At 53.3% G+C, this 24,095-nt stretch carries 28 protein-coding genes; 15 read left to right on the plus strand and 13 right to left on the minus strand.

Annotated features, from left to right (window positions below):
• Nucleotides 1-11: 11 nt before the first annotated feature.
• The 4 genes from SIB68_RS09810 to prfB form a co-directional block, all read right to left on the minus strand.
• The gene (locus tag SIB68_RS09810) at nucleotides 12-470 is read right to left on the minus strand and encodes a diacylglycerol kinase family protein (RefSeq protein ID WP_063401068.1); all 459 of its coding nucleotides are present in this window, start codon (nucleotides 468-470) and stop codon (nucleotides 12-14) included.
• Between the two features lie 24 nt (nucleotides 471-494).
• Nucleotides 495-1,052, minus strand: coding sequence for an rRNA maturation RNase YbeY (gene ybeY / locus SIB68_RS09815; RefSeq protein WP_063401067.1), 558 nt, complete (start codon nucleotides 1,050-1,052; stop codon nucleotides 495-497).
• Nucleotides 1,053-1,059: 7 nt separating this feature from the next.
• Nucleotides 1,060-1,251, minus strand: coding sequence for a DUF3285 domain-containing protein (locus tag SIB68_RS09820; protein WP_011131429.1), 192 nt, complete (start codon nucleotides 1,249-1,251; stop codon nucleotides 1,060-1,062).
• A gap of 13 nt (nucleotides 1,252-1,264) precedes the next feature.
• A protein-coding gene (prfB, locus tag SIB68_RS09825) for a peptide chain release factor 2 (RefSeq protein ID WP_155724999.1) occupies nucleotides 1,265-2,393 on the minus strand; the annotation gives its coding sequence in 2 pieces (ribosomal slippage) (nucleotides 1,265-2,317 and nucleotides 2,319-2,393; 1,128 coding nt in all).
• An 80-nt stretch (nucleotides 2,394-2,473) separates the two neighbouring features.
• Between prfB and grxC the strand changes: the two genes are divergently transcribed.
• Together grxC and gshB are read left to right on the plus strand one after the other, a co-directional pair.
• Nucleotides 2,474-2,737 (plus strand): glutaredoxin 3, encoded by a 264-nt coding sequence (gene grxC / locus SIB68_RS09830; protein ID WP_063401065.1) that lies wholly within the window; start codon nucleotides 2,474-2,476, stop codon nucleotides 2,735-2,737.
• Nucleotides 2,738-2,741: 4 nt separating this feature from the next.
• Nucleotides 2,742-3,668 carry a glutathione synthase gene (gene gshB, locus SIB68_RS09835; protein ID WP_196757157.1) on the plus strand — a complete coding sequence of 309 codons (927 nt, stop codon included), beginning with the start codon at nucleotides 2,742-2,744 and terminating at the stop codon, nucleotides 3,666-3,668.
• Here the strand turns inward: gshB and SIB68_RS09840 are convergent.
• On the minus strand, nucleotides 3,632-5,053 hold the full coding sequence (locus tag SIB68_RS09840) for an isochorismate synthase MenF (protein ID WP_063401063.1): 1,422 nt from the start codon (nucleotides 5,051-5,053) through the stop codon (nucleotides 3,632-3,634). The genes gshB and SIB68_RS09840 overlap by 37 nt on opposite strands.
• 71 nt (nucleotides 5,054-5,124) lie before the next feature.
• Between SIB68_RS09840 and menA the strand changes: the two genes are divergently transcribed.
• The 4 genes from menA to SIB68_RS09860 are packed head-to-tail and all read left to right on the plus strand — an operon-like array spanning nucleotide 5,125 to nucleotide 8,585.
• Nucleotides 5,125-6,099, plus strand: a complete 975-nt coding sequence (gene menA, locus SIB68_RS09845) for a 2-carboxy-1,4-naphthoquinone phytyltransferase (protein ID WP_063401062.1) — start codon at nucleotides 5,125-5,127, stop codon at nucleotides 6,097-6,099.
• A 4-nt stretch (nucleotides 6,100-6,103) separates the two neighbouring features.
• Nucleotides 6,104-7,072 carry an o-succinylbenzoate synthase gene (locus SIB68_RS09850; protein WP_063401160.1) on the plus strand — a complete coding sequence of 323 codons (969 nt, stop codon included), beginning with the start codon at nucleotides 6,104-6,106 and terminating at the stop codon, nucleotides 7,070-7,072.
• Complete coding sequence (locus SIB68_RS09855) at nucleotides 7,069-8,304, plus strand: AMP-binding protein (RefSeq protein WP_063401061.1); 1,236 nt, start codon at nucleotides 7,069-7,071, stop codon at nucleotides 8,302-8,304. The genes SIB68_RS09850 and SIB68_RS09855 overlap by 4 nt, the downstream gene beginning before the upstream one ends.
• A 2-nt stretch (nucleotides 8,305-8,306) precedes the next feature.
• Nucleotides 8,307-8,585, plus strand: a complete 279-nt coding sequence (locus SIB68_RS09860) for a TM2 domain-containing protein (protein ID WP_063401060.1) — start codon at nucleotides 8,307-8,309, stop codon at nucleotides 8,583-8,585.
• A gap of 156 nt (nucleotides 8,586-8,741) precedes the next feature.
• Here the strand turns inward: SIB68_RS09860 and SIB68_RS09865 are convergent, their stop codons facing one another.
• A complete protein-coding gene (locus tag SIB68_RS09865; protein WP_063401059.1) occupies nucleotides 8,742-9,197 on the minus strand; it encodes an acyl-CoA thioesterase in 456 nt (151 codons plus the stop codon).
• Between the two features lie 379 nt (nucleotides 9,198-9,576).
• On the opposite strand from SIB68_RS09865, the gene SIB68_RS09870 reads away from it, so the two are divergent.
• Nucleotides 9,577-10,410, plus strand: coding sequence for a hypothetical protein (locus SIB68_RS09870; RefSeq protein ID WP_155724998.1), 834 nt, complete (start codon nucleotides 9,577-9,579; stop codon nucleotides 10,408-10,410).
• Nucleotides 10,411-10,806: 396 nt separating this feature from the next.
• Here SIB68_RS09870 and SIB68_RS09875 read toward each other — a convergent pair whose 3' ends face one another.
• Both SIB68_RS09875 and SIB68_RS09880 read right to left on the minus strand, forming a co-directional pair.
• Nucleotides 10,807-11,208 carry a DUF2752 domain-containing protein gene (locus SIB68_RS09875; RefSeq protein WP_413682042.1) on the minus strand — a complete coding sequence of 134 codons (402 nt, stop codon included), beginning with the start codon at nucleotides 11,206-11,208 and terminating at the stop codon, nucleotides 10,807-10,809.
• 11 nt (nucleotides 11,209-11,219) lie between these two features.
• Nucleotides 11,220-12,404, minus strand: a complete 1,185-nt coding sequence (locus tag SIB68_RS09880; protein ID WP_063401056.1) for an NAD(P)H-quinone oxidoreductase subunit H — start codon at nucleotides 12,402-12,404, stop codon at nucleotides 11,220-11,222.
• Between the two features lie 46 nt (nucleotides 12,405-12,450).
• Between SIB68_RS09880 and rsmH the strand changes: the two genes are divergently transcribed.
• The gene (gene rsmH / locus SIB68_RS09885) at nucleotides 12,451-13,383 is read left to right on the plus strand and encodes a 16S rRNA (cytosine(1402)-N(4))-methyltransferase RsmH (protein ID WP_063401055.1); all 933 of its coding nucleotides are present in this window, start codon (nucleotides 12,451-12,453) and stop codon (nucleotides 13,381-13,383) included.
• Nucleotides 13,373-13,909 (plus strand): DUF456 domain-containing protein, encoded by a 537-nt coding sequence (locus tag SIB68_RS09890; protein ID WP_063401054.1) that lies wholly within the window; start codon nucleotides 13,373-13,375, stop codon nucleotides 13,907-13,909. The genes rsmH and SIB68_RS09890 overlap by 11 nt, the downstream gene beginning before the upstream one ends.
• Here SIB68_RS09890 and SIB68_RS09895 read toward each other — a convergent pair.
• Both SIB68_RS09895 and SIB68_RS09900 read right to left on the minus strand, forming a co-directional pair.
• Entirely contained in the window at nucleotides 13,896-14,681 is a 786-nt protein-coding gene (locus tag SIB68_RS09895; RefSeq protein WP_063401053.1) for a hypothetical protein, read from the minus strand. The two genes, SIB68_RS09890 and SIB68_RS09895, sit on opposite strands and share 14 nt — an antisense overlap.
• Nucleotides 14,682-14,775: 94 nt before the next feature.
• Entirely contained in the window at nucleotides 14,776-15,984 is a 1,209-nt protein-coding gene (locus SIB68_RS09900) for a cysteine desulfurase family protein (protein ID WP_236069123.1), read from the minus strand.
• Here SIB68_RS09900 and SIB68_RS09905 point away from each other — a divergent pair.
• The 4 genes from SIB68_RS09905 to SIB68_RS09920 all read left to right on the plus strand — a co-directional run bounded on the left by SIB68_RS09905 (nucleotide 15,983) and on the right by SIB68_RS09920 (nucleotide 18,908).
• Nucleotides 15,983-16,501 (plus strand): hypothetical protein, encoded by a 519-nt coding sequence (locus SIB68_RS09905; RefSeq protein ID WP_236069121.1) that lies wholly within the window; start codon nucleotides 15,983-15,985, stop codon nucleotides 16,499-16,501. The genes SIB68_RS09900 and SIB68_RS09905 overlap by 2 nt on opposite strands.
• Nucleotides 16,502-16,571: 70 nt before the next feature.
• Nucleotides 16,572-17,297: a response regulator transcription factor gene (locus SIB68_RS09910; RefSeq protein ID WP_011131408.1), complete on the plus strand. Its 726-nt coding sequence runs from the start codon at nucleotides 16,572-16,574 to the stop codon at nucleotides 17,295-17,297.
• Between the two features lie 21 nt (nucleotides 17,298-17,318).
• Nucleotides 17,319-18,317 carry a pseudouridine synthase gene (locus SIB68_RS09915; RefSeq protein ID WP_236069119.1) on the plus strand — a complete coding sequence of 333 codons (999 nt, stop codon included), beginning with the start codon at nucleotides 17,319-17,321 and terminating at the stop codon, nucleotides 18,315-18,317.
• A gap of 318 nt (nucleotides 18,318-18,635) precedes the next feature.
• Nucleotides 18,636-18,908: a hypothetical protein gene (locus tag SIB68_RS09920; protein ID WP_236069117.1), complete on the plus strand. Its 273-nt coding sequence runs from the start codon at nucleotides 18,636-18,638 to the stop codon at nucleotides 18,906-18,908.
• 55 nt (nucleotides 18,909-18,963) lie between these two features.
• On the opposite strand, the gene bchM is transcribed toward SIB68_RS09920, so the two are convergent.
• Both bchM and SIB68_RS09930 read right to left on the minus strand, forming a co-directional pair.
• Nucleotides 18,964-19,677 (minus strand): magnesium protoporphyrin IX methyltransferase, encoded by a 714-nt coding sequence (gene bchM / locus SIB68_RS09925; RefSeq protein WP_063401049.1) that lies wholly within the window; start codon nucleotides 19,675-19,677, stop codon nucleotides 18,964-18,966.
• Between the two features lie 26 nt (nucleotides 19,678-19,703).
• Entirely contained in the window at nucleotides 19,704-20,909 is a 1,206-nt protein-coding gene (locus SIB68_RS09930) for an N-acetylglucosamine-6-phosphate deacetylase (protein WP_236069114.1), read from the minus strand.
• Nucleotides 20,910-20,971: 62 nt separating this feature from the next.
• Here SIB68_RS09930 and purE point away from each other — a divergent pair, with 62 nt between their 5' ends.
• Complete coding sequence (purE, locus tag SIB68_RS09935) at nucleotides 20,972-21,475, plus strand: 5-(carboxyamino)imidazole ribonucleotide mutase (RefSeq protein WP_268873907.1); 504 nt, start codon at nucleotides 20,972-20,974, stop codon at nucleotides 21,473-21,475.
• A 75-nt stretch (nucleotides 21,476-21,550) separates the two neighbouring features.
• Complete coding sequence (locus tag SIB68_RS09940) at nucleotides 21,551-22,162, plus strand: hypothetical protein (protein WP_063401048.1); 612 nt, start codon at nucleotides 21,551-21,553, stop codon at nucleotides 22,160-22,162.
• 293 nt (nucleotides 22,163-22,455) lie between these two features.
• Here the strand turns inward: SIB68_RS09940 and SIB68_RS09945 are convergent, their stop codons facing one another.
• Nucleotides 22,456-23,859 (minus strand): hypothetical protein, encoded by a 1,404-nt coding sequence (locus SIB68_RS09945; protein WP_063401047.1) that lies wholly within the window; start codon nucleotides 23,857-23,859, stop codon nucleotides 22,456-22,458.
• Between the last annotated feature and the right edge of the window lie 236 nt (nucleotides 23,860-24,095).

Genomic DNA, 24,095 nt, shown 5'->3' on the forward strand with positions numbered 1-24,095 from the left:
GCTGCAGGGCGTCAGAGCCCAAGGCGGATCAGTAGAGGAGGGAGCAGCAGCAGCAGGGCAATCAGTAGAGAGCTAATGGCGGCAACCATGACAGCAGCAGCAGCAGTGTCTTTGGCGATGCGGGCAAGGGGGTGAAAGCGGCGACCGATTGCTAGGTCCACCACAGCTTCGATGGATGTATTGAGCAACTCCAAGACAAGCACTGCTGCCACCGTGAGAACCAAGACGGCTAGATCGTTGAGATTCAGTCGCAGCCAGAGCCCCAGACCGAAAACGACGGCGCCGATCACGACATGGATGCGGAAGTTGCGCTGACTGACGATGCCATAGGCCAGACCCTGGGCTGCGTAGCGAAAACTGCTTGGTAGGTCTGCGGCAATTCGCCAGGCGCCCCGCCTGGCAGCTTGATGCCCTTGGCTGGATAGTGGGGTGATCTCTTCGGACAACAAATTGTTGGTCTGAGGGAGCATGTAGTGATCTCTTGGATTGCATCACTAGTGGTGATGAACCTTACCGTTGATGCTGAGAAGTTGCTCCTGGTAGCTCAGCATCGTTTTCAGGCTCTGATCTGTTGGGTGGTCCCAGCCCAGTAGATGCAGGAGGCCATGGCTTACCAGCCAGCGGAGTTCTAGGCCAAGTTCATGGCTGTGTTGTTTGGCTTGGCGTTGTGCTGTTTGCACTGAGACGACAATGTCGCCCAGTTCGACGCAAGTGTCTGTTGGTAGGACGAGGCTGTTATCTAGTGCTGGGAAGGAGAGGACGTCAGTCGATTCAGATCGTTGACGCCAAGCGTGATTCAGTTCAGTGATGGTGGCGTCATCCGTGAGTTGAAGGCCCAGGCTGAGCATCGGGCTGAGGCGCACAATCTCAGGACAGGTCAGGGTTGGGTCACGACGGACGCTTTCAATCCAGGCTGTGAGGTCTTGCTGCCAGGGACTTGCGTTAGTGAGGCGGCGCTTTGTGTCTGCATCAACCAAGCTCGTCAAAGCATCATCGTTGGCGGGATGAAAGGCCAGATCGAGATCGATCGGAGAGGTTTGCAGTGCGCTCATGCGCGCATCAATGGGGAAGTGTGGGCCTGCCGAGCCAGGCAATCATCAAGATGAACCCCACAACGCCAAAGGCGGTGAGGCCGAAGTGCCACAGGCTCTGTCCACCTTTGCGCACCATGTTGCGCATTGCCAGTTTCACGAAGCTTGGCGGTGGTGTTGCTTGTGATGGAGGCTCCTTGGAGCTTGGATCTGTCGTCATTGGCATGTCTGATTTATTGATCCATATCACTGCCTGGTCGATCGACACCCTGACGCAGCAGGGTCTGAATGAATCGGTCTAAATCACCATTCATCACCGCTTGCACGTCTGTGGTTTCTTCTGCTGTGCGTAGGTCTTTCACCATTTGGTAGGGATGGAAGACATAGTTGCGGATCTGATTGCCCCAGGCAGCTTCAACGATATCGCCGCGGATGTCAGCGATCTCGGCAGCACGCTGCTCCTGGGCGATCACCATCAGCTTGGCTTTCAGGAGAGCCAATGCCTTTTCTTTGTTTTGTAGTTGTGAGCGCTCTTGCGTACAGCGCACGGCTAATCCTGTTGGGATATGCAGAATGCGTACGGCTGTCTCCACCTTGTTGACGTTTTGGCCCCCGGCGCCCCCGGAGCGGCTTGTGGTGACTTCTAGATCTTTCTCGGGGATATCGAGCTCTACTTCCTGATCGATTTTTGGCATGATCTCCACGCCTGCAAAGCTTGTTTGGCGCTTGCCATTGGCGTTGAAAGGAGAGATTCTCACCAAGCGGTGGGTGCCCTTTTCATTACGCAGATAGCCGTAGGCATAGCGGCCTTCAATCTCTACCGTGGCGCTTTTAATTCCTGCCTCTTCCCCTTCGGAAAGCTCGTCCACGGTCACTGTCATGTCGTGATCCTCTGCCCAGCGGGTGTACATCCTGAGCAGCATCTGAGCCCAGTCTTGAGCATCTGTGCCACCAGCCCCAGCGTTAATTGAGAGCACGGCTCCTTCCTTGTCGTACTCGCCGCTAAGTAGTCGCTCGAGCTCCCAGCGATCAAGCCCTTGGCGCAGCTGTTTCAGCCCCGATTGGGCTTCGCTGAGCATCTCGTCGTCTGGCTCCAGGTCGTAGAGCTCTAAGGTTGCTTGGGCATCATTGACGGCACTACGCCAGAGCGTGATTTGCACCAGCTGGGCTTTAACTTCGTCCAGCTGACGCATCTGCTTCTGGGCGTTTTGCTGGTCGTCCCAGAAATCTGGTTGAGCAGCGAGTTGCTCGAGATCTTGTTGGCGAGCATTTAGAGCAGGAACGTCAAAGACAGTCCTGGGCTTGGCCCAGGCGGTCGGTGAGCTCAGAAAGATCGCGTTTGAAGTCGGTGAGGTCCAGCAACGTTGGTGCTTGAGTCCAGAGATCTGACGCTATCAGCGGGGCCAGCCTGCATAGGATCTCAGTGACGTCATCACAGTGCCATGGCCAAGGTTGAGATCTATACCTGGCAGTCATGCCCATTCTGCCTGCGTGCCAAGGCTCTCTTGGATCGCAAAGGGGTGAGTTACCAGGAGCACGCCATCGATGGCGATCAGGAAGCCCGCGCAGCGATGGCGAGCCGGGCTGGGGGGAGTAACACGTTGCCCCAGATCTTTATCGATGATCTGAGCATTGGTGGCTGCGATGAGTTGCATGCCCTTGAGGGGGCTCACAAACTTGATGGTTTGCTCCAAGGCAAGGTCTGACGCCATGCGACAGCTGTTCGTCTTGGATCCCCTGCAGTGCATTCAACCTGCCAAAGATTCCTCAGCTGCGTTGATGCAGGCGGCCCAACGGGCATCGATTGAGGTTTGGGCTTGTACACCTGCTGATCTTCAGGCTCGCGGAGATCAGCTCTCTGCGATTGCCATCCCTGTGGTGCCTGAGCCTTGGATTAGCACCGGTGAGCCCCGGAGCCTTCCTCTGACTGACTTCGCCTGCATCTGGATGCGTAAGGATCCTCCGGTTGATGAGGGCTATCTCTATGCCACCCATTTGCTCGAGCTGGCAGAGCGGGCTGGAGTGTGCGTGCTCAATAGGCCAGCGGCGCTGCGTGCCTGGAATGAAAAGATCGGTGCGCTGCGCTTCAACAGCCTGATGGCTCCCACGCTTGTGGCCAGTCGGGTCAGTGAGCTTGCGGCCTTTGCCCGTGAGCAAGGAGAGGTGGTGCTCAAACCTTTAGGGGGTCGAGCTGGTCAGGGGCTGGTGCGAGTCGCTGGTGCCGCTCCCGGACTTGAGGCCTTACTTGAGTTGGTCACGGATCAGGAGCAGCTACCGGTGATGGCTCAGCGTTTTTTGCCGGCTGTCATTGAAGGAGACAAGCGCATTTTGTTGGTGGATGGAGAGCCTCTTGGCGCCGTGAACCGTCGTCCTAAGGCTGGAGATTTTCGCAGCAACCTTGCGATGGGTGGAAGCCCTGAACCCACAGAACTAGACAGTCGTGAATTGCAGATCTGTGCAGAATTGGCACCCGTTTTGAGAGAACAGGGTTTGTTTTTTGTGGGAATTGATGTGATTGATGGCCTGCTGAGTGAAATCAATGTCACCAGCCCTACTGGCATTAGAGAGGTTGAACGCCTCAATGGGGTTCCCCTGGCTGATCAAGTGATTGCCCGTTTGCTGTTGAGTCTTGGTTGATCCTTGGCACGCAGATCGAGTTGGTCGGCCAGTACAGACAGCTTCATGCCAACTTCCTGTAATTCGCGTTCGACCACAGACCCTCGGACCAAACCAGCTCCGGCGGTGAGATCAAGCATTGAACCGCGTGCATGGCCACAACGGATGGCCACGCGCAGTTCCGTATCACCTTGGCTGTCGATCCAGCCAATCGGTGCCGCATAGTTGCCACGTTCAAAAGGTTCCAATGTGCGCAGCCAGGCCATCGCCTCCCGGCAAGGCAGACCCGCGACCGCCGGTGTTGGATGGAGAATTTTGGCCAGATTGAGGGATGTGTGATCACGGGCTTTGGCTGTAATCGGTGTATGCAGATGCACCAGTTGGCCATGACGTGCGAGCTGGGGGTTCCGTGGTCGCCGTGGTGTCAGCCCTTGATTGCACAGCTGATTGGTAATTGAGGCAACGACAAGTTCATGCTCGCGACGGTCTTTTTCAGAGCGGAGTAGTTCTTGGCCATCGTCATTGCGATCAGCAGTGCCGGCCAGAGCATCGGTGCGTAGCTGATTCCCTTGCAGGCTGAGTAGCCGTTCAGGCGAAGCTCCAAAAAAGGCATCCTCGTGGGTTCTTCGCCATAAGAAGCGGCAACTACCTGATTGGTGTTGACGTAGTTTGGCCAGTACTGGCAGCGGGTTTAAGGGTGTTTGGAGCTGAATGGATTGGCGTACAGCTAGCACCAATTTGTTGAGCTCACCGCTGCTTACTAAATCCAGTCCGCGTTTGAGAGCTGGTCTGTAACACTCCTGCCAGGGCTGGAGTCCCTTGGTACAGCGGACGCTGCTGGGCCAGAAATCTTTTGAATTGTGATGGGGGTCGAGCAGGTTTTCCGCCATCAGCCAAAGCTGTTCTGCTAGGTCCCGCGCTTCTGCTTGTTGGGTGATCACGCCATTGAGACGCAACCAACCGTGTCGACCCTGGCGGCTGAGTTGCCAACGCGGCAGTACCGCTTGAACTGCTGCTGTGCGGATCTGGTTGCGTTGTCGTTCTGCTGGATGGTCGAAAAAGGAAAAGGCCAACAGGATTTTCGGCCGGGCCTGAGCAGGGGAGTTGGGCGTCGCGTCTGTGAGACGTGCCAGGGTTGTATCGCTGAATCGTTGGGCCACCTCAAAGCGTCTGGGGCCTGCAAGATCAAGGCTTTGGCACTGACCTGTTGCTGCAAAGCAAAGGCCTGGTGCACTATCCCAGAGAAACTGGAAGGGATGCTCATCAGCCAGCAAGGGCAGGTGGTACAGCGGATCCACCTCGGCGAGAGGCAGGGCCAGGCTGAGGACACCTTCATCGCCCTTGCGTTCGCACCAGCCCCGGGATGCGGCAGTTAAAAGATTGCTGAAACTACGGTCAGCTGTCATCCGGGATCGGAGTTGAGCGCGGGTGCTGCTCAAATGTATGGGCCTTTCCCTGGTTTCCAGGCTTCTTTCCCATGCCAGACCAGCAGGATGTTGCATCCCTTTACGCCAAGGCCTCCACAAGGCGCGCTCTTTGGAAAGCCGCGATCAAGTGGCCGATGTACTCCGTGGCAGTGATGCCGGCGTTGCTGGCGGCAGGTTGGCGGGTGGGGGCCGGCGAAGCAGTGCGTCTTGATCAACTGCTTGGCTTTTTGGTTTCGGCTGTGCTGCTTTTGCTTTGGGAAAACCTCAGCAACGACCTCTTTGATGCAGATACCGGCGTGGACAGCTTCACCAAGTTGCATTCGGTGGTTGCGCTGCTGGGTCAGCGGAGACCTGTGCGCCGCTTTGCTCACTTAGCGCTCGTATTGGGCTTGTTGTTGATGTTGCTGTTGGCTTTGCGCAGCAGTGCTGCTGTGCTCTTTTTGGTGCTGGTGAGTTGTGGTTTGGGATATCTCTACCAGGGGCCGCCCTTCCGCTGGGGCTACATAGGCCTCGGTGAACCGCTTTGTTGGTTGGCTTTTGGCCCTTTCGCTACTGCCGCTGCCTTGTTGGCGTTAGCACCGCTCAACGGTGATGGATCAGCTATTCCATGGGCAACGGCGTTCACCCTGGGTAGTGGTCCGGCCTTAGCGACAACCTTGGTGCTCTTTTGCTCTCATTTTCATCAAGTCGCTGAGGATGCGGCTTTTGGCAAACGGTCGCCGGTGGTGCGCTTGGGCACAGCTCGTGCGGCGGCTTTGGTGCCCTGGATTCTTTCGCTTGTGTTTGCTCTGGAGTGGATCCCTGTGCTGCAGGGAGATTGGCCGCTGACAGCTCTGCTTGGCGGCTTGGGATTGCCTGCAGGAGCAGCGCTGATCCGTTTGCTTCGCCATCACCATGATCAGCCAGAGAAGATTCGTGGCAGCAAGTTTTTGGCATTGCGCTTTCAGGCGCTCAATGGCTTGGGGTTGAGCTTGGGCTTAGCGCTAGCGCCTTGCTTTGGCTTTGCGATGTCTCGCGCAGGTTGAGTTGATGGCTCTCAAGTTTCAGTGCAAACCGTTTTCATTTCGTTTGAGTCGGGTGTTGCAGACGTCTCAGGGGGTTGTTGAAGAAAGGCAGGGTTGGTTGCTGAGATTGGAGGATGCAGCTGGTCGTTGTGGTTGGGGGGAAGTGGCGCCGATGGATGCCGCTGGGCTAAAGGCCTGCGGCGATTGTTTGGTCAAGCTGCGCTTGGCACCAACGCGTTTGGAGTTGGAGGATGGAATGGCGTTTTGGCCTGCGCCTTTGGCTTTTGGTGTGGGTGCAGCTTTGGCGGAATTGGATGGCCTCGTGGGGTCTGTGGCAACAGGCGGTTGGCTTGCGGCGCCTGCCTCGGCTGTGTTGTTGCCGGCGGGGCAGGCCCTTTTGAATGCGTTGGATTCCATGCTTGAGATGGATGCCTCAGCAGGTGATCCCTTCACTGTGAAGTGGAAGGTGGCGGTCGCTCCAGATGCACTGGAGCGGCGCCTCTTGTTGCAATTGTTGGAGCGGCTGCCAGAGCATGCGCGCTTCAGGCTTGATGGCAATGGCGGTTGGGATCGCAGTGTGGTCAGCTGGTGGGTGGAGCGATGTCTGCAGGATCCGAGGCTGGAATGGTTGGAACAACCTTTGCCTGCTAGTGATCTTGAGGGTTTAAGAGCTTTGGCTCAACAGGTTCCCGTGGCTCTTGATGAGTCGCTTGTGCTTGAGCCATCACTGCGAGAGTCATGGTCTGGCTGGCAGGTGCGGCGTCCGCTTTTAGACGGTGATCCAAGACCACTGCTTAGGGGGCTGCAGGAGGGTGTGGGCTACCGGATGTTGAGCACGGCCTTTGAAACCGGCATTGGTCGGCGTTGGCTCCACCATCTCGCTGCTTTGCAGCATCAGGGCCCTACACCAGTGGCTCCTGGCCTGGCCCCGGGTTGGTGCCCTGAGGGACCTTTATTTAGCGCTGATCCCGAAGTGGTCTGGGCGACGGCATGAGGGAGTTGGTTGCCCTGCGTTGCAATCCCGCTCAGGCTGGGCAAAGGGCCTTGCAGCTTGCTCAGGCCTTGGATCAAGGCGATTGGGTGCAACTGCTGCCGCCCGTTGGAACTAGCGGTTTGATCCCTAGGGCTCTTTTGCCTGATGGTCCTGGTGTGGTGGTCGCAAGTGGAGGCACCTCCGGCGGACAGCAGCACTGTTTGCAGCCTTGTAGCCATCTCGACTTATCAGCTTCGGCCACAGGTCAATGGCTTCAGCAGCAGGGTTACGACCTGCAGCAATGCATGGTGCTTAATCCTTTGCCGTTGCATCACGTTAGTGGCTTGATGCCTTGGTGGCGTAGTCGTTGTTGGCGTGTTGGGCATGCATGGCTACAGCCTGGCTTGCTGAGGGATCCAGACGCTTTAGAGCAGTTGTGTGGCTCGTTGCCGGGATGGGGAGAGCAACCGGTCTTGATGTCTTTGGTGCCAACACAACTGCAGCGGTTGTTGACGCATAACGCTGGTGTGCGTGTGTTGAAGGCTTGTGCTGTGATTTGGGTTGGTGGAGCAGTGCTTTCGCCAGGGTTGATGAAAGCGGCACGGGACGAAGGGTTGCGCTTGGCACCCTGCTATGGAGCAACTGAGACAGCGGCGATGGTGACAGCGCTTGCTCCTGAGGATTTCCTGGCGGGTGCGACGGGCTGTGGATCACCGCTTGAAGATGTGGAGCTGCAGTTGACGCAAGCAGGCGCGTTGCAAGTGCGAACAGCGCGGTTGGCGTTGGCGCGCTGGTCGGGTGAGGGCTTGGAGGATGTTCGAGATCAGCAAGGCTGGTGGACCTCTGGAGATGCTGGTTGTTTGACAACTGAGAGCAACCAGCTTCGGCTCAATATCGATGGCCGCTTGGATGGAGCGATTCACTCTGGTGGTGAAACGGTGTTCCCTGAACAGTTGGAGTCCCGTTTAGAAGCGGCGGCGGTTGGTTTACCTCTTGAGGCTGTGTTGCTGCTTGCTGTTGAGGACAGGGAATGGGGTCAACGCTTGGTGGCGCTTGTGCGTCCTGCTGCTGGGGGGAATGGAGAGGATTTGATCAAGCACCTACGCCATCTCATTGCTGATTGGTCTCCCGCTGAACGGCCGATGCATTGGCGGCTTTGTCCAATGCTTGCTCCGATGGCGAATGGAAAATGGCAACGGGGCCATTGGCAGCAATGGTTGCGGTTGCTAGAAGCGGAAAGTACAGAGTTTTGACTATGGCCAGTCTTTCGGATAATGAGCTCAGTAATAAGAAATTAGCCGCGGGTTTGCTCGGGATTTTTCTTGGCGCTTTAGGGATTCATAAATTTGTCTTAGGCAAGAATAATCCGGCTATTATTATGTTGGTGGTTTCACTTGCAGGCGGTTCCATTACGTGTGGCATCGCATATGCAGTCATGCAAGTTATAGGTTTAATTGAGGGCATTATTTATTTAACACAGACACCGCAAGAATTTAAAGAGATTTATCTTGATGGTGACAAGGAGTGGCTCTGATGAGTGTTAGTTCATTGCGCATTTTGCCACGGATGATGCTTGCAGGATCAGCTCTAATGAGTTGTAGTATCTTCGCGTCTATGCCAAAGGATGCCTTTCATCCTTTTGTGTTGATGGCAAGTTTTTTACCGCTGCAGTTGGGGGCGTTGGTGTGGGTCAGATTGAGCCAATCTTCCCCACACCGGAAGCCTCCAGCCAGCGATCAATGCCTTCTGGTAGTGCACAGCGATGACGTGTCTGGGCATTGATCGCTAGATGGCGGATGAGAGCGTGGGCAGCGATTTGCTCTTCGCAGCGGAATTCGAAGTGAACTTGGAAGCTGTTTGGATTGAGTCGCTCTGGGCGTAGCTCTACAACCAAGGCTTCTCCGGTTTGGATCGGCCTGCGGAAATCTGCTTGACAATGGATGATCGGCAAGGCCACTTCTGGTGTTGCCTCAGAGTTGCGGCTGCCAGGAAAGATCTCTGTGGGGGTTAGGCCGTAGTGCTCAAGACTCTCTTCCCATGACTCATGACACCAACGGAATAGCTGATGGAAATGCATCACGCCGGCGGCATCAGTATCGCCAAAACGCACGACGCGGCGCAGCAATAACCAGTTTTCTGGATTCATGTTTGGGATTGTGGTTGCTAGGCAAGACCACCACAATGGTTTTGATTTGGATTGTGATGCTGTGGTGACGGTAAAGAGAGAGTTTGTTGATGATGCGGTTTTTTGAGTGTTATTGATGCCTTTGCGGTCGTTCTAGAAGCCTGCATCTCGAGAGATGTATTACCCGCGACAGCTGGGATGTGCCCCTTGATGGCTGGATTAGTGAAACAGGAGTTTTCAGAGTAAAATAAAAAAACTTAGATTCGGCTCCCAGATTACGAATAAAAAATGCATCAAGAAAGCCCTGCTAGCAATAAGAGACAAGCTTTATAGTTAATATTTTCTTGGCTCTTGGCCATCCTTGAATTAGTCTGCTTTAAGGCTTAAATGATCGAGAACAATGACAGCATCAGAACTTTACTCGTACGCAAAAGTTCAGTCCATAGAGATAGATGGCAAAAGAGACGTGATCACCCTTAGACCAGTTGTTCAATCTAACCTGTTCAATTCATTGGGCGAGGGTAATCATTATGCATTCCAGACAACTATCGACGACAAAACCTTCACCTTTGAGGCCGTTGTCAATAGTCAAGGACCAAACATAACCCTGGAACTAGGCAATGATGTTGCAGCTGCAATCGTTGAAACTCTCGATCAAAATGAAGACAATAAAATTAGCGATCGGGAATTCAAGGAAGGAATGGAGAATGCCGTGGTGTCATGCGATTACGATGAATCATTGCCTTGGCTCAACCTAGATGATGACAATGGTGAGTTGTTTTTCAATAGACATGATGAGGATAGTTACCGTCGGGTCAAGCTCTTCGGAGGTGATGAGGATGATGTCATAGTTGGCGAAGGGGGTAATGATGAGCTATTTGGTGATGGTGGAGATGATCTTTTGATTGGTGGCGAAGGCCGTGATCTCCATGAAGGAGGGAAAGGCTCAGATGTTTTTATGTATAAAAATGCAACTCACTCCGGCAACGGGAGCAAACGTGATGTGATTACAGACTTCAATGGCGAGGAGGGAGATCGTATTGATTTCTCGAATATTCAGACTGCGATTAAATTTATTGGTTCGGCTGAGTTCAGCGGATCTCCAGGAGAGGTGAGGTTTGATGCAGGTATTTTACAGCTCAATACAGATAAAGATCAAAACAGCGATATGGAGATTGAGCTGACAGGTGTGCAGAGTTTCTCGAGTGATTATTTGCTCTTGGCGCTTCACTAGAGCCAGCTTATTTAAGCATAACCTTGAGCTGGCCAGCTCAAGAAAATTCTTTAAATCATCTTAAGTACAAACTCTTGCATTCGGCTTGTAAGGCTTGATCTCGTTGCTCTATTGATTGCTTGTGATGTCATTTAGCCACTCTGCTAGCTGCTGATGTGATTGACTACATGTTAGCCCTCATATCTGATCATGAGAGTCAATCTCAACGGGGAGAAGAATGCAGCAGGTAATGTCTTCGCGTATATCACGATTGGCTTGGCATTAGGGCTTAATGGATTGGTGATAGCAGCTTGGCTAATTTGGACAAGATTGAACTAGTCAGTATTTATTTCGATCTCAGTAAAAGGCTCCGCATCAGCTCAAAACTTTTCTTGCCTTTTGCTCTTTGTGGATTCCTCAGTACACAGGGAATGCTTGCATTCCTAGGCCAAAGTTCAGGCCAATTCTTACAAGCCAGTAGCTGATCAACGCAACGGCTGCCACGATCAAATGCCAAGTGTGGATGGCAACGGGTAGTAATTGTCGTTGATGAATGGCCAGTACCGACCAGACGATCATCATTGCTGTCACCACTGGCCCAAAAGCATGCCATTGCACAGAGCTATTCAGATCTCCATGCAGTGCTTCAGTCGTGGCCCTAGTAAGGAAGCAGGTTGGGCAGGGAATGCCGGTGAGAGCTCTGAGTGGGCAGGACCAGCCTGGTAGCGATGGATGCAGACCCTTGATCCATAGGGAGCCAGTGAGTGTTGCAGGCAGTAGATAACCAGCCCGTTGGATCCGTCGCAGAAAACGGTTCAGTGCCTTGTGCCTTAGCGATCCACAGAACCCATGATCACGTCGATGGAGCCAAGAATGGCCATGATGTCTGCCACTTTCGCTCCCTTGAGGATATGGGGAAGGATTTGCAGGTTATTGAGGTCAGCAGCGCGGATTTTGAAACGCCACGGTGTGACGTCATTGTTGCCCTGTAGGAAGACGCCGATTTCTCCCTTGCCTGACTCAAGCCTGGTGTAAAGCTCACCATTGGGGATCTTGAAGGTGGGTGCAACTTTCTTGGCAACGTATTGATAGTCAAACCCGGTAAAGGGGCTCTTCTTACCCTCGGCCATGCGCTGAGCTTCGAGGTTTTCTGTTGGGCCGCCTGGGATCATCTCGCAGGCTTGGCGCAGAATCTTCAGCGATTGGCGCATTTCTTCGATCCGAACGCGATAGCGCGCATAGCAATCGCCTTCTTTCTCCCAGGCGACATCCCAATCGAAGTCGTCATAGCACTCGTAGTGATCCACTTTGCGTAGATCCCATGGCACTCCTGAAGCCCGCAGCATCGGCCCTGAAAGGCTCCAATTGATCGCCTCATCTCGTCCAATGGCGCCCAAACCTTCGATGCGGCGACGGAAGATTGGGTTGTTGGTGATTAGTTTTTCGTACTCATCGATTTTGGGACCAAACCAGTCGCAGAAGTCTTGGCATTTCTCTAGCCAGCCCCAGGGCAAATCACAGGCGACGCCACCGATGCGGAAATAGTTGTTGTTGATCAATCGTTGCCCTGTGGCTGCTTCCCACAGGTCGTAGATCATTTCTCTTTCTCGGAAGATATAGAAAAAGGGTGTTTGGGCACCCACATCAGCCAGGAAGGGGCCAAGCCAGAGAAGGTGGTTGGCAATGCGATTGAGCTCGAGCATCAGCACGCGGATGTAGCTTGCTCGCTTAGGCACAGAGATGTTGGCCAAGCGCTCCGGAGCGTTCACGACGATTGCCTCGTAGAACATTCCGGCTGCATAGTCCATGCGGCTCACGTAGGGCACGAACATCACACTCGTGCGGTTTTCGGCAATTTTTTCCATGCCCCGATGGAGATAACCGATCACCGGTTCGCAGTCCACGACGTCTTCACCGTCGAGGGTGACCACCAGCCTCAGCACTCCATGCATCGAGGGATGATGGGGGCCGAAGTTGACGACCATTGGCTCCGTACGCGTTTCCAGCTGCGACATGGGGCCTTGAGTTGCAGAGCGTTAGCGGGATCTTAGGAAGGAACCCATGCCCGATTCGTCCATTAACTCGGATTCAGGTTTCAAGCATCTGTCCGTAATGGAAGATGCCGTGTCGCAGCCTGTCGCTGCTTTGCCTGCAGAGCTGCTCGATGGCGGGTTGATCATTGATGCCACCCTGGGCGGCGGCGGCCATAGTGCTCTGTTGTTGGAACGTCATCCAGATCTCCGCCTGATCGGTTTGGACCAAGACCCCACGGCTCGTGCGGCGGCGGCTGAGCGACTGGCGCTATTTGGAGATCGCGTCACGATCGTGGCGACTAATTTTGTCGATTTCAGTCCTGCCGAGCCGGCAGTGGTGGTGATGGCTGACTTGGGAGTGAGCAGTCCCCAACTGGATGTGGCGCAAAGAGGTTTTAGCTTTCGCCTCGATGGTCCGCTCGACATGCGCATGAACCCCCAGGTGGGCGAAACGGCGGCTGAGCTGATTGGGCGTCTCGAAGAAACCGAGCTAGCAGATCTCATCTATGCCTATGGCGAGGAGCGCTTGTCCCGTCGCATCGCCCGGCGCATTAAGCACGATCTGGCAGAGCAAGGACCCTATGCCGGCACCGCCGCTTTGGCTTATGCGGTGGCTGGTTGCTATTCGCCGAAGGCCCGTCGTGGTCGTATCCATCCAGCCACCCGCACTTTTCAGGCCCTGCGCATTGCTGTGAATGATGAATTGGATGCCTTAGATCGCTTCTTGCAAAAGGCCCCTGACTGGTTAGTACCAGGTGGTTTGCTCGCAGTGATCAGCTTTCATTCCCTTGAAGACCGTCGTGTCAAGACTGCTTTCTTGCGTGATCAGCGCCTGGAGCGGCTAACCCGTAAGCCTTTGGTGGCCAGTGAGATGGAAATCGCTGCCAATCCACGTAGCCGTAGTGCAAAGTGTCGGTTCGCTCGCCGCTTGCCTCAAGCGATGACTGCCGATGCCCGCTGATCCAATCTGGTGGTGGGCTGTTGGAGTGCAACTGTTAGCTCTCCCTGGAGCATTGTTTCCGGTGCTACCGAGTTTGTTGTGGTTGCCGCTCGGGGCTGGGTTATGGGTTTGGCATGTGGGCTGGAGTGCAGGTTGGCTCAGCCTTGGTTTGGCCTGCATTGTTTTTTTTCTTGGCCTTATTGCTGATCTGTTAGCGGTAGCTCTTGCTTCTGCTCGTTTACGCGCAAGCCGCTGGGCAGTTTTGGGTGCTGGATTGGGGCTGCTGCTTGGCTTGGTGGGTCTGTTGCCTGCGCTGCCTTTTGGAGGCCCATTGCTAGGGGCTCTCTTTGGACCTTGGCTGGGTGCTGCTTTGGTGGAAACGTTGACGGCTAGTCAACCTCCATTAGCACTTGGATGGTTGCTTGCAGCTCGTCGTGGTGCGCTGGTCGGGCTTGCAGTGGTTGCTGGCTTATTGGTGAGCCGAGTAGCCCAGTTCGTTTTGGCGCTACTCGGCATCGCTGGTTTTTTGCTGCTCAGTTGGGCTTAAGCAGGCCAGTGTTGTCTGTGCTGCCGAACAACTGACGGTAGGCAGCAGTTGAGATGCAAACCATGGCAGGAACCATCACAAAGAGGCCCCCATAATGGAAGGTGGCGGCGATGCCATGGATCACAGCCTCCACGATCAGCAGCCAGAGCACGATCCACCATGAAGGGTTGATCACATTGATACCAGAACTCAATGCATTGGCTGAGTTCTTGCTGCCAAGCAGGCTGTTTTGAACGAGGAACTGTTGGGTGACCAGGAACCAGATTGCAAAGATTGCTAGGGCAATGCTTGGAATCACGATCAGGGCTTGATTGATCTGGCCTAGCCCCAGGCCTATCAGGTAGGCAATCACTGAGGCAACCGCGATCACGACGATATAAAGGATCAATGAGCCCAGTAGCCGCCAGCTGGAGGTTTGATCCCAACGTGTAAAGACGGCGAAGTCAGGCTTTCGACCATCGAGTGCAGTCCAAGCGCCTCGGATCAGTCCCACAATTCCCCATAACACCACGATGATGTAACCGATCAGGCCAACGATCAGCAGTAGATAACCCAGGACTGGATGTAGACCTCCAGTATTGAATCCTGCAACTTCTTTGAGAGCGGCGATGCGTGCACCACCAATTACCGCAATGCCGATGAAGGGGAGCGTGACCACCCCCACCAGGATTTGGAAAAGTAAAAAACTCCAGGGAGCTTTACAGAAGGCGTTCCAGCCGTCCTCGACGGCTTTGAGCACCTGAAGGTTGGAGCCGGTTGGAGTAGTTGCCACCGTCTTCGTTACAGATACTTCTAAAAAGTAGCCGCAGTAAAAGTTTTGCTCAGGATTTTTGGAAACTGCGACATCGATTGTGAGGCAGGTGTTGCTATCCAGCTCTCAGGTCGGTCACGACAGTGCTAATCGACTCCACAGCCTGGGTGATCTCTTCGCTTGAGGTGTTGCGACCCAAGCTCAGTCGAAGCGAGGCTTCCGCCTCAGCTGATGTGCGACCTAATGCCATCAGCACATGGGATGGGGATCCTTGGCTGCAGGCAGAGCCACTGCTGCAAGCAATGAGCGGTCGCAATTGTTGATGCAGGCTGCTGCCGCGCACTCCTGGAATTGTGATGTTGAGATTGTGAGGCAGCCTTTGTTCTAGCGATCCATTGAGGATGAGATCGGGCAGGCGTTCTCGTAAACCATCCCAGAGTTGATTGCGCAGCGTGCAGAGCTTTACTTGGCGGCTCGTGATGTCCTCCATGGCTAGTTCTACGGCTTTAGCGAGGCCCACAATTAATGGCACGGGTAGTGTCCCGGGCCTTAGGCCTTGCTCTTGGCCTCCACCCCACTGCAAGGGTTTGATTGGCATTTCAGGACGTACGACGAGTGCGCCGATCCCTTTGGGGCCGTAAAGCTTGTGGCCGCTGATGCTGATCAGATCGAGCCCGAGAGCATCTGGATCGAGATGGACGTGACCAAAGGCTTGCGCGGCATCGCTATGCAGAACCACATCACGCTTACGGCAAAGCTCTGACAGCTCTGCTAGGGGTTGGATGACGCCCGTTTCATTGTTGGCCACCATCACGCTCACGAGCAGCGTGTCGTTTTCAAATGCCTCAGCCAGTTGCGCCGGTCGCAGTAGACCATCCGCCCGTGGTTGTAGTTCCGTTAGTCGGAAACCTTCCTTTTGCAGTTGGCGCAGCGGATCGAGTACGGCATGGTGTTCAGTAACCAGCGTGATCAGGTGGCCTGGTGCTCCGCGTTGTTCTGCTCTTGCCCTGGCATGGCCCACTAGCGCCAGGTTATTAGCTTCTGTGGCACCGCTCGTAAAGATCACTCGTTGCGGCGTGACGCGCAGATGGCAGGCCAGTTGCTCTCGAGCGAGGCTCACGGCGGCTGCGGCCTTCAATCCAGAGCGATGTTGGCGGCTTGAGGCATTTCCCCAGTCCTCGCTCCAGTAGGCGGCCATGGCCTTTATAACCTCGGCAGCACAGGGTGTGGTTGCCTGATAATCCAAGCAAAGGGGGGATTGTTTTAGGGATCCACTGGAAAGGCTTGGCAGCATGGTGGAAAGTTCCGTTGCTCTGTCGCGCATGCGTCGTTCTTTCAGGATCGTTGGTCTGAGCCTCACGGCCTTGTTTTTGTTATGCCTTCGCCCTTCAGAGGCTATTGAGCCTCAGGAGGTTATTGAGCAGATGAAGAAGAGTAGGCCTGCCAATTTGGTGGTGTTAATTAAGCGCCCTGATGTTGGTGGCGACTATCTCTTGGGGATGTATGCGCTCAAGACGGACAAGTTTGATCAGGATCTGCGCCGCTTCAAACTTTGGCAGGAGTGGTCATATGACCTCAACGTTCACACGGAGTCAGTGAGCTGCAGTACCGAAGAACCTCTACGGATCACCCGAGATCGCAGAGCGGTGTATGTGCGTCGTCTTAATCCAGGGGGAATTGTGAATCCAGCGAATCGGGAGGATCATCTTGTGTGGTGGGCGGCTTGTGTCCCAGAGCTGGGCGGCACAGATCCAACCAATCTGAAAGAGAAGGCTCTATCACTCGGTTATTCAACCGTGTTGGTTGAATCCCAAGAAGTCTTGGTCGGACCAGTCCGTTGAGGTCCCTATCGCTTCAGGACTGTTGGGGCGATCGCTTCTAGATTTTTGCAGCTTGCAATCCTGTTGGCCCATGAGTGAGACCCTTCCCCAGAATGTCGAGGCTGCCCCGTCTCCGCGGTTACTACTGGTTGATGATGAACCCGGACTGCGCACTGCGGTGCAGGCTTATCTGGAGGATGAAGGATTTGAGGTCACCACGGCTGTCGATGGAGACGATGGCTGGCAGAAGGCTCAAGAGATGCTGCCTGATTTGGTCATCAGCGATGTGATGATGCCGCGTTGTGATGGCTATGGACTCCTTAAGCGGATGCGGGAGGACGAGCGCTTGGGTGGCACTCCTGTGATTTTTCTCACTGCTAAGGGGATGACGGCCGATCGCACCGAGGGTTATCTGGCTGGGGTGGATGACTACATCCCTAAACCCTTTGACCCTGAGGAGTTGGTGGCTCGTGTCCGCAACGTGGTTCGTCGGCAAGATCGCCTTCTTCGGGAAGCAGCTCGTTTCGCGGATACTGATGTGGGTCAGATGGCCCGGCAGATCACAGAGATTCGCACCATGCTTGCCCATGGTGATGGCAGTTCATCCAAGGATGTAGCGCTTCACAATTTCACGCCGCGGGAGGCGAGTGTTCTGCAATTGGTGGCTGAGGGGTTGATGAATAAGGAGATCGCTCGGAAGTTGGAGACATCAATTCGCAATGTTGAGAAGTACGTGAGTCGTCTGTTCATCAAAACGGGCACGTCAAGTCGCACTGAGTTGGTTCGTTATGCCTTGGAAAACCAGTTAGTGACATGACCATTGGCAGGCTGCAATGGCGTGTCTGATGCGGATTGGCTCTCAGCCAGCTTCAACCATGGCTGGACTTACAGCCAACGCATTGCTGCTGTGGATGCTGGTCGAGGGTTGGTGGAGTTGCTTGCGGTGCATTACACCCACTCGAGTCGCGATGTATGGCAACAGCGTTTGCAGGCGGGGCAGATTCGGCTGAATGGCGAGCTGGTGCGATTGGATCAGCTGCTCGCCTCAGGTGATCAGGTGTGTTGGCAGCGCCCTCCATGGCTGGAAGCTGCGGTTCCGGCGAGCTGGGAGGTGATTTTTGATGATGGCGATCTGCTGGTCGTCAATAAGCCTTCAGGGTTGCCGGTGATCCCAGGTGGGGGGTTCCTTGATCACACGCTGACGGGGCTGCTGCAACGTCGTTGTCAGCTGGATGGGGAGTCTCGGCTGCCAAGGCCGGTGCATCGCCTGGGACGGTTTACATCGGGACTGTTGATCTGCGCTAGGCAAAGGGAGACTCGAGCGAAACTCTCAGCGATGTTTCGTCGTGCCACTGCCGGTGATCAAGGCTGCAAGAAGATTTATCGCGCTTTGGCGCACCGCAATCTGAATGTCCATTGCGATGAGGTTGCCACGATCAGGGTCCCGATTGTGCAGACGGCTCACCCCATGGTGGGCAAGGTTTGGGTTGCTGCTGATTCATCTCGGCAATATGATTCAAAGCAGTCTGAATCTCGTGTTCTTACAGCCTTGTCAACTGTGCGATTGCTGGAGCGACGTCAGGATGCAGATTTGCTGGAGGTAGCAATTCAAACTGGACGTCCGCATCAAATCCGAATCCATCTGGCAGCGATTGGTTCACCCTTGATTGGAGACCCTCTCTACGGTTTTGATGGGCAGATTTCATCAGCAGCAACACCAGGTGATGGTGGTTATTGTCTTCATGCTCACAGGCTTCTGGATGTGCCCTACCGCAACCGTCTGCATGGCTTCACAGCCTGCTCGCCGCGGCGCCTCCAGATGAAGACAGAAAGATGAGCGGCGCCTATTGCACCAGTGAGGGTGATCGTTGCATCGCCAAGAGCTCGTGACTTGTTGATTTTGAAGCGTGGGTTGCTGATTGCATTCTCTTTGAATTCTGTGCGCCAGTATCAAGTGTTGCAGTCTGAAAGATTGGACCTGAAATTATTAATTTGAAAAATAAAATCTACGTTTTTCTCTGATGCAAATCAGGACGGATAAATTTCAGTTGGAGATCATATGACGTATGTTTTTGATGTTTCTGAGGATGCTTCTTGTGCTCAGCCGAAATCAACCTTTTATGCTGTTTAGCAGATTGTGATGAGGCGGGCTTTTGTGACCCATTTTGAGGGAACTTTGAGGTTGAAGAAAGGCAATCTTCAGTTACAAGGCCTGGGTTCTCTCGGTTTAAGCGCTAGCCAGTGGAAAGCCATTAATCAATCCAGTGCGATTGATCTTGTTCTTGCCAGCATCTTTCCTGAGAGCGATAGGCTTTCAGTTATTGGTGAGGGTGGCTCTTATACTGGGCTGGTGGGCACCGCATTTGTTAAGCCCGGAGATGTAGTGGTAGTTGATATTAACTTGTTCAGCCAATTTAGGCTTGATTGAGCTTGATAGATATTGTCTGTCCCTATTGTTTTTGCCAGAAGATTTGGCTGTGGCTCTAACTTTTCTTGAACTCAATTAGTCGTGAAAAGTAGAATGGAGCCTGATTGAGTTTGCTGCGGATGGGTTCGAATCCGCAGCCCCTTGCGGCTTTGATGATGCCGTCTTCGCGAAGGGTATACGCGCGAGTTGTTTTGCTAGGCCCTGGGAACAGCTGGCCAATGCGTTTGAGTAGCGCTAGTAGAGGGGTGTAAGGGGCAAAGCTCACTAGCAAACTTTCTTGTGTGAGTCCGCATAGGTGACGGACCATCTCTTCCGCTGCTTGTTGGGGGTAGTGGATGAAGACATCCAGGCAGATCACGGTGTGAAAGCAACCCTGCAGGCTTTCCAGGTCGGAGGTGCTGAAGGTTAGTCGGCTTAGATCCAGCTCCGCATCTGCAGCGCGGCGTTTGGTTTCGGCCACCATGGCGGCGGAAATGTCACTTGCGGCAATTGATCCAGCCCCCATTGCGGCCAGAGGAAGGCTGAGGCTTCCTACCCCGCAGCCGGCGTCGCAGAAACTCATGCCACTCAGATCACCGCGTTCCTGAAGCCAGGCGAGCACATCATCCACCGTTTTTTGATGGCCGATGCGGATGTTGCGCTGCACTTTATTGACATCATCACTTTCGCTGTAGATGCGATTCCAGCGATCAAACCCTGTTCCGTTGAAGTAGTTGGCTACTTCAGTTTTTTCGGCCTGTTTGAGCTCTTGGCGCTGTTCCATGGCCATTGAGTTGGCTTCAGACGATCGGGATCTTAAGCAGCATGCTTCCAGATCAGCTCTTCAGTATCCGGTTTCCACTGCCAGCGGAGTAAGTCTGTTAAGGGCTGATTCACAAGTAGCTCATCCAGTGTGCGGCCATTGCCTATTACCTGACGAGGGGCCATGGTGGCAGCCCAGATGGCCGCGGCAGGTTCACCACTCCAAGTAGCTAAACGTCGACTCCCTTCCAGGAGAGGCAATGTGACTCCTGCCAGAGTGCCATCTTCCAAACGACAGGTTCCTTTTTCGACCAGCAGAACTCTTTCATCCCAGCGATACTTGCCATCTTTGAGGCCGTAGGGAGCGAGACTATCGCTCACAAGTACCAGCTGTTGTGGTGCCAGTCTTTGCAATAGCACCGCCATGGTGGGGTCAACATGAACTCCATCGGCGATTAGTCCCATAGCGATCTCTCCATGCATGCAGGCTTCCCCCATCGGGCCAGCTGCACGATGGTGAAGACCGGGCATGGCATTGAAGGAGTGGGTCAGCATTCCCACTCCCTGGGAGAAGGCATCGGCAGAGGCTTCCCCATCTGCGTTCGAGTGCCCTAGGCATATCACGATGCCTAGGGTCCTGAGTCGTTCAATCACTTCAGATGATCCGGGAAGTTCTGGAGCCAGGGTCATCAAACTGATGTCTTGCTCAAAGCCGCGAATGCGTTCATCCAGTGCCCTTAGGCTCGGAGCACAGAGATGCTCCAGGGGATGGGCGCCGTGGCGTGCCATTGCCAGAAAAGGGCCTTCAAGGTGGGCCCCCAGCAGTTCACAGCGTTGCGGGCAGTGTTGTTCTCGGGCTGCATGCAGCACCGTTAAAGATTGACGCAGGGCTGCTACCCCGCAGCTCACAAGCGTGGGGCAGATTGCCTGTACACCGTCTTGCCAGAGTTTGTCGAGCAGCTTCAGGAGCTGGGGAATGTCTTTGGCGGTGAGCTCAGGGAAGGCCAATCCCAGCCCTCCATTGATTTGTAGATCGATGCCCATGGGGCTGAGCCAGTCGCCCTGCCAGCTCTCCCCGTCCATGGCAGAGCCATCTGCCATGGGTTGAATACTGAGCACCCGCTTGTGTTCATCTAAGGCCATCCACCACAGCTTGGTGTCCACGGCTTTGTTGAGAGGTTCGGGCAGGCGGATGTGGGTGATCCGATGCATGGGAGGTGGCCAGGTGGTGCTAGTGCGGGACCATGGCATTGTCGTCATTATTCATCGTGACCTCTGCTTCTCTGCCTGTGCCTTTGGCAGCTGCTGAATCGCCGCCGCAGGTGGCTGTGGTGATGGGTAGTGATTCTGATTTGCCAACCCTGCAACCGGCCGTCACCGTCTTAGAGGAGTTCGGTGTGAAGGTGGAGGTGCGTGTGCTTTCTGCGCACCGTACGCCCCTTGAGATGGTGGCCTTTGCAAAGGAAGCTCATCAGAGAGGTTTGAAGGTGATCGTGGCAGGTGCCGGCGGTGCTGCTCATTTGCCGGGCATGGTGGCGTCACTCACCACGCTGCCAGTGATTGGAGTACCTGTGCAGAGCAGGGCTCTTTCCGGGGTGGATTCCTTGCATTCGATTGTGCAGATGCCTGGGGGAATCCCTGTGGCAACAGTGGCGATTGGTGGAGGGCTTAATGCTGGCTTGCTGGCGGCTCAGATCCTGGCGATCTGCGATCCAAAGCTTGCAGAGCGGTTGAGGGCCTACCGCCAGGATCTTCACGATGCTGTGGTCGCCAAGGATGCTCGCTTGTTGGAGCTTGGCAGCGAGGCTTATTTGGGGCAGATGTGAAGGTCTTGTTGGAACCTCACAACTCCACTCAAGCCACAGGTAAGGTCCCGGCTTGATGCTTGTCTATGAGTTTTGATGCTGCGTAATCCTTTCACCCGCCTCTTGGTTGTTGCTATTTTCCCGGCATTAATCGTCTACATTGTTGTGCTGTCTCTCTCGGCAGCTGCGGGTATTCAACCTGGAAAAGTTTTAACGGATCTAATGCAGACATGCGACTTCCCAGTTGCTGTTGGCATGCTTTCTAATTTTGGATTTTTGCTTTGGGCTGCAGCGGCAGCCATAAGCCTTTTTGTTTCCCTCTCTGGGCTAGCAATAAAGCGTGATTGGTGTCAGCTGTTGCTAGTGGGTGGCATTTTTTCCACTAGTCTTTGTCTCGATGATTTATTTTTACTGCATGATCGTCATATAGGCCCTGATTTTCTATATACCTCCTATGCCATTTTGGCCCTATTCATCTTGTTACGCTTTCGCAAATTAGTCATCCAGGCTGATGTTGTGGCATTCCTGGCGGCGGCCATGCTTCTGGGCCTCTCGATAGTCAGCGATAAGGTTCAGGATCTATTGCCCATTGGCTACGCCACGGTGCAGTTGTTTGAAGAGGGCTTTAAGTTTGTTGGGATTGCTTGCTGGCTTGCATTTTGGTGGCAGGCTTCTTTGCGAGGCGCCACGCTTCAGGCTAGTGAATGATCTGCTGAGGATCTAAACGAGCGCTTTGGATTAGCCCTCGCGGAACAATATCGCTTGAAGAGAAGGCTAAACTTAATCAGCGGGGCCATTGTATTCTTTCACCATCTCCTGGTTGTTAGAATCAACTTCATGGTAATACTTGGATAGTAGTAATTGCTTTAGGGTTTGATCATTCGGAGGCCGCATTTGGCGTAAATATTAAAGAAATAATCATATTATTCTGAATCGCATAGAAGTGTTTTGATTGCTGATCGCGAATTCGCAAGGTATTGATAATATTAAATCATTAATTCTTAGAGGTAAATTAGATAGCCTAATGGAGTGGCGGCAAGCCACTCCATTAGGCTCCAGGAAGCATGTTCTGGTATCCCTAGAAGGATTACAAGCCAACGAAGGGTGTTCGGATGCATATCAGAACAAAGCCAATTCTGCATTTTGATGAAGTACGAATCGATAGATGTTGGTATAAGCAAATGAATGGAGGAATATTGATTAACATTAATCAGATCCGTTTGGGCCCAAACCAATACGATTAGTAAAGTGCTTAGATACCAGAATGATAGCCAGCGACCATAGTCGGTTCCGAGTATAAATAGGGGTGCAATGGCGATAATTTGGATCGAGGCCACCATGAGAGCAAAGCGGCGTAATTTAAAGCGATCATAATTAATATTGGCCATGGCACTATGGCCAAATCCTGCCAAGAGTAGACGTAATCCAGCCATGGCCGTTATCAGCCAAGCCAGGGGCACCCAAATCGGACCCGCAAAGCCTTTGAAGATTTTATAGGTTTTTGCAAATTGAGTGCCAGGGACCCTGGCTAGGGCCTTAATTGCTCCATCGGGTGATCCACTGATTAGCTTGTCTGACGGCCCCATTAGATCGGCAAGTGCTACCCACGAACTATGGATGGCATGGGCAATCTCACTATTGCCACGCGAGTGCAGAACTAAGGAAAATATTGCCAAAGTAGGGAGCAAGAATAGAAAGGCCCTTATTAAACCTTTCCAAAAAATAAATACATGGCAATTTCTATCTAGCGCGATCAAATAACCTGCTATTAGAATTAATATTGGTAGTGCAACAAAACCATATATTTCCTGGCTAAGGATGCCCATAATTGAGATTGTATTGATCATGATTAGAGCTGGAATTGTCGACCATCGACGAGACCACCAGGCCCTAAGAATTAATAGACAAGCAAGCAAAAGAATTAGTACAGTAAAATCCTTTCGGATCAAATTGCCAGTTGTCAATGGCCCGAGAAGCCCTACTGATGAAAGAATGACCAGTGGATGCAACAACAGCTCTCTACGCCAGCAGAGAAAGATCGCTAAAATTGCGAAGAATAAAAGAGATATAGCTAAAACAAGATTTTCAGGATTAACTCCTGTGAGAATTGTTAGATGATAAATGCCGGAGCCAGGCAGCCCTCGGCGTACAAAGCCTCCTGAGTAGTTTATAAGCCATTCCCCAACAGTCCAAGAATCGTTGTAGCTATTGTTTTCACTAATATTGCGCAGTATGCCTCGGAGGAATGTAGCGGAAAGCATCAGCATCACAATGCTGTCTGCTGAAGATAATGAGACACCCCAGAAGTGACTCATAAAAAGCTGTAGCCATCCATGTTTTTTCAAATCAATAGAAGCCTCTATTAATTTCTTGATTTTAGCCTTGGCGCTGACCGGTAGGATCAAGCCAGTTTTAAATCACATTGTAAGGCCTACTTATTGGGCATAATAAATGCAATGTAGCCGGCATAAAATTTCTGCAAAGGTTGATTTGTTGATGCTACTTCCATTGGAATACCTCTTCTTGAGATCGCTAAATGCTGACATTCTCTTTTTGTTAATTTGTAGACTGTTTGGTTGATGGGCTTTTTAAGCTCTTGCAATGTGGCCTTGACAACCACTCTTTTGGCTGAATGTATGTT

The organism is Prochlorococcus sp. MIT 1323 (genome assembly GCF_047304905.1).
Taxonomy (GTDB): Bacteria; Cyanobacteriota; Cyanobacteriia; order PCC-6307; family Cyanobiaceae; genus Prochlorococcus; species Prochlorococcus marinus_D.

What these genes read in the sequence shown, in the direction of transcription:
- SIB68_RS09810 (WP_063401068.1), bottom strand. Translation starts at nt 470, where the DNA reads ATGCTCCCTCAGACCAACAATTTGTTGTCCGAAGAGATCACCCCACTA.
- ybeY (WP_063401067.1), bottom strand. Translation starts at nt 1,052, where the DNA reads ATGAGCGCACTGCAAACCTCTCCGATCGATCTCGATCTGGCCTTTCAT.
- SIB68_RS09820 (WP_011131429.1), bottom strand. Translation starts at nt 1,251, where the DNA reads ATGACGACAGATCCAAGCTCCAAGGAGCCTCCATCACAAGCAACACCA.
- grxC (WP_063401065.1), top strand. Translation starts at nt 2,474, where the DNA reads ATGGCCAAGGTTGAGATCTATACCTGGCAGTCATGCCCATTCTGCCTG.
- gshB (WP_196757157.1), top strand. Translation starts at nt 2,742, where the DNA reads ATGCGACAGCTGTTCGTCTTGGATCCCCTGCAGTGCATTCAACCTGCC.
- SIB68_RS09840 (WP_063401063.1), bottom strand. Translation starts at nt 5,053, where the DNA reads ATGACAGCTGACCGTAGTTTCAGCAATCTTTTAACTGCCGCATCCCGG.
- menA (WP_063401062.1), top strand. Translation starts at nt 5,125, where the DNA reads ATGCCAGACCAGCAGGATGTTGCATCCCTTTACGCCAAGGCCTCCACA.
- SIB68_RS09850 (WP_063401160.1), top strand. Translation starts at nt 6,104, where the DNA reads ATGGCTCTCAAGTTTCAGTGCAAACCGTTTTCATTTCGTTTGAGTCGG.
- SIB68_RS09855 (WP_063401061.1), top strand. Translation starts at nt 7,069, where the DNA reads ATGAGGGAGTTGGTTGCCCTGCGTTGCAATCCCGCTCAGGCTGGGCAA.
- SIB68_RS09860 (WP_063401060.1), top strand. Translation starts at nt 8,307, where the DNA reads ATGGCCAGTCTTTCGGATAATGAGCTCAGTAATAAGAAATTAGCCGCG.
- SIB68_RS09865 (WP_063401059.1), bottom strand. Translation starts at nt 9,197, where the DNA reads ATGAATCCAGAAAACTGGTTATTGCTGCGCCGCGTCGTGCGTTTTGGC.
- SIB68_RS09870 (WP_155724998.1), top strand. Translation starts at nt 9,577, where the DNA reads ATGACAGCATCAGAACTTTACTCGTACGCAAAAGTTCAGTCCATAGAG.
- SIB68_RS09880 (WP_063401056.1), bottom strand. Translation starts at nt 12,404, where the DNA reads ATGTCGCAGCTGGAAACGCGTACGGAGCCAATGGTCGTCAACTTCGGC.
- rsmH (WP_063401055.1), top strand. Translation starts at nt 12,451, where the DNA reads ATGCCCGATTCGTCCATTAACTCGGATTCAGGTTTCAAGCATCTGTCC.
- SIB68_RS09890 (WP_063401054.1), top strand. Translation starts at nt 13,373, where the DNA reads ATGCCCGCTGATCCAATCTGGTGGTGGGCTGTTGGAGTGCAACTGTTA.
- SIB68_RS09905 (WP_236069121.1), top strand. Translation starts at nt 15,983, where the DNA reads ATGCGTCGTTCTTTCAGGATCGTTGGTCTGAGCCTCACGGCCTTGTTT.
- SIB68_RS09900 (WP_236069123.1), bottom strand. Translation starts at nt 15,984, where the DNA reads ATGCGCGACAGAGCAACGGAACTTTCCACCATGCTGCCAAGCCTTTCC.
- SIB68_RS09910 (WP_011131408.1), top strand. Translation starts at nt 16,572, where the DNA reads ATGAGTGAGACCCTTCCCCAGAATGTCGAGGCTGCCCCGTCTCCGCGG.
- bchM (WP_063401049.1), bottom strand. Translation starts at nt 19,677, where the DNA reads ATGGCCATGGAACAGCGCCAAGAGCTCAAACAGGCCGAAAAAACTGAA.
- SIB68_RS09930 (WP_236069114.1), bottom strand. Translation starts at nt 20,909, where the DNA reads ATGACGACAATGCCATGGTCCCGCACTAGCACCACCTGGCCACCTCCC.
- SIB68_RS09940 (WP_063401048.1), top strand. Translation starts at nt 21,551, where the DNA reads ATGCTGCGTAATCCTTTCACCCGCCTCTTGGTTGTTGCTATTTTCCCG.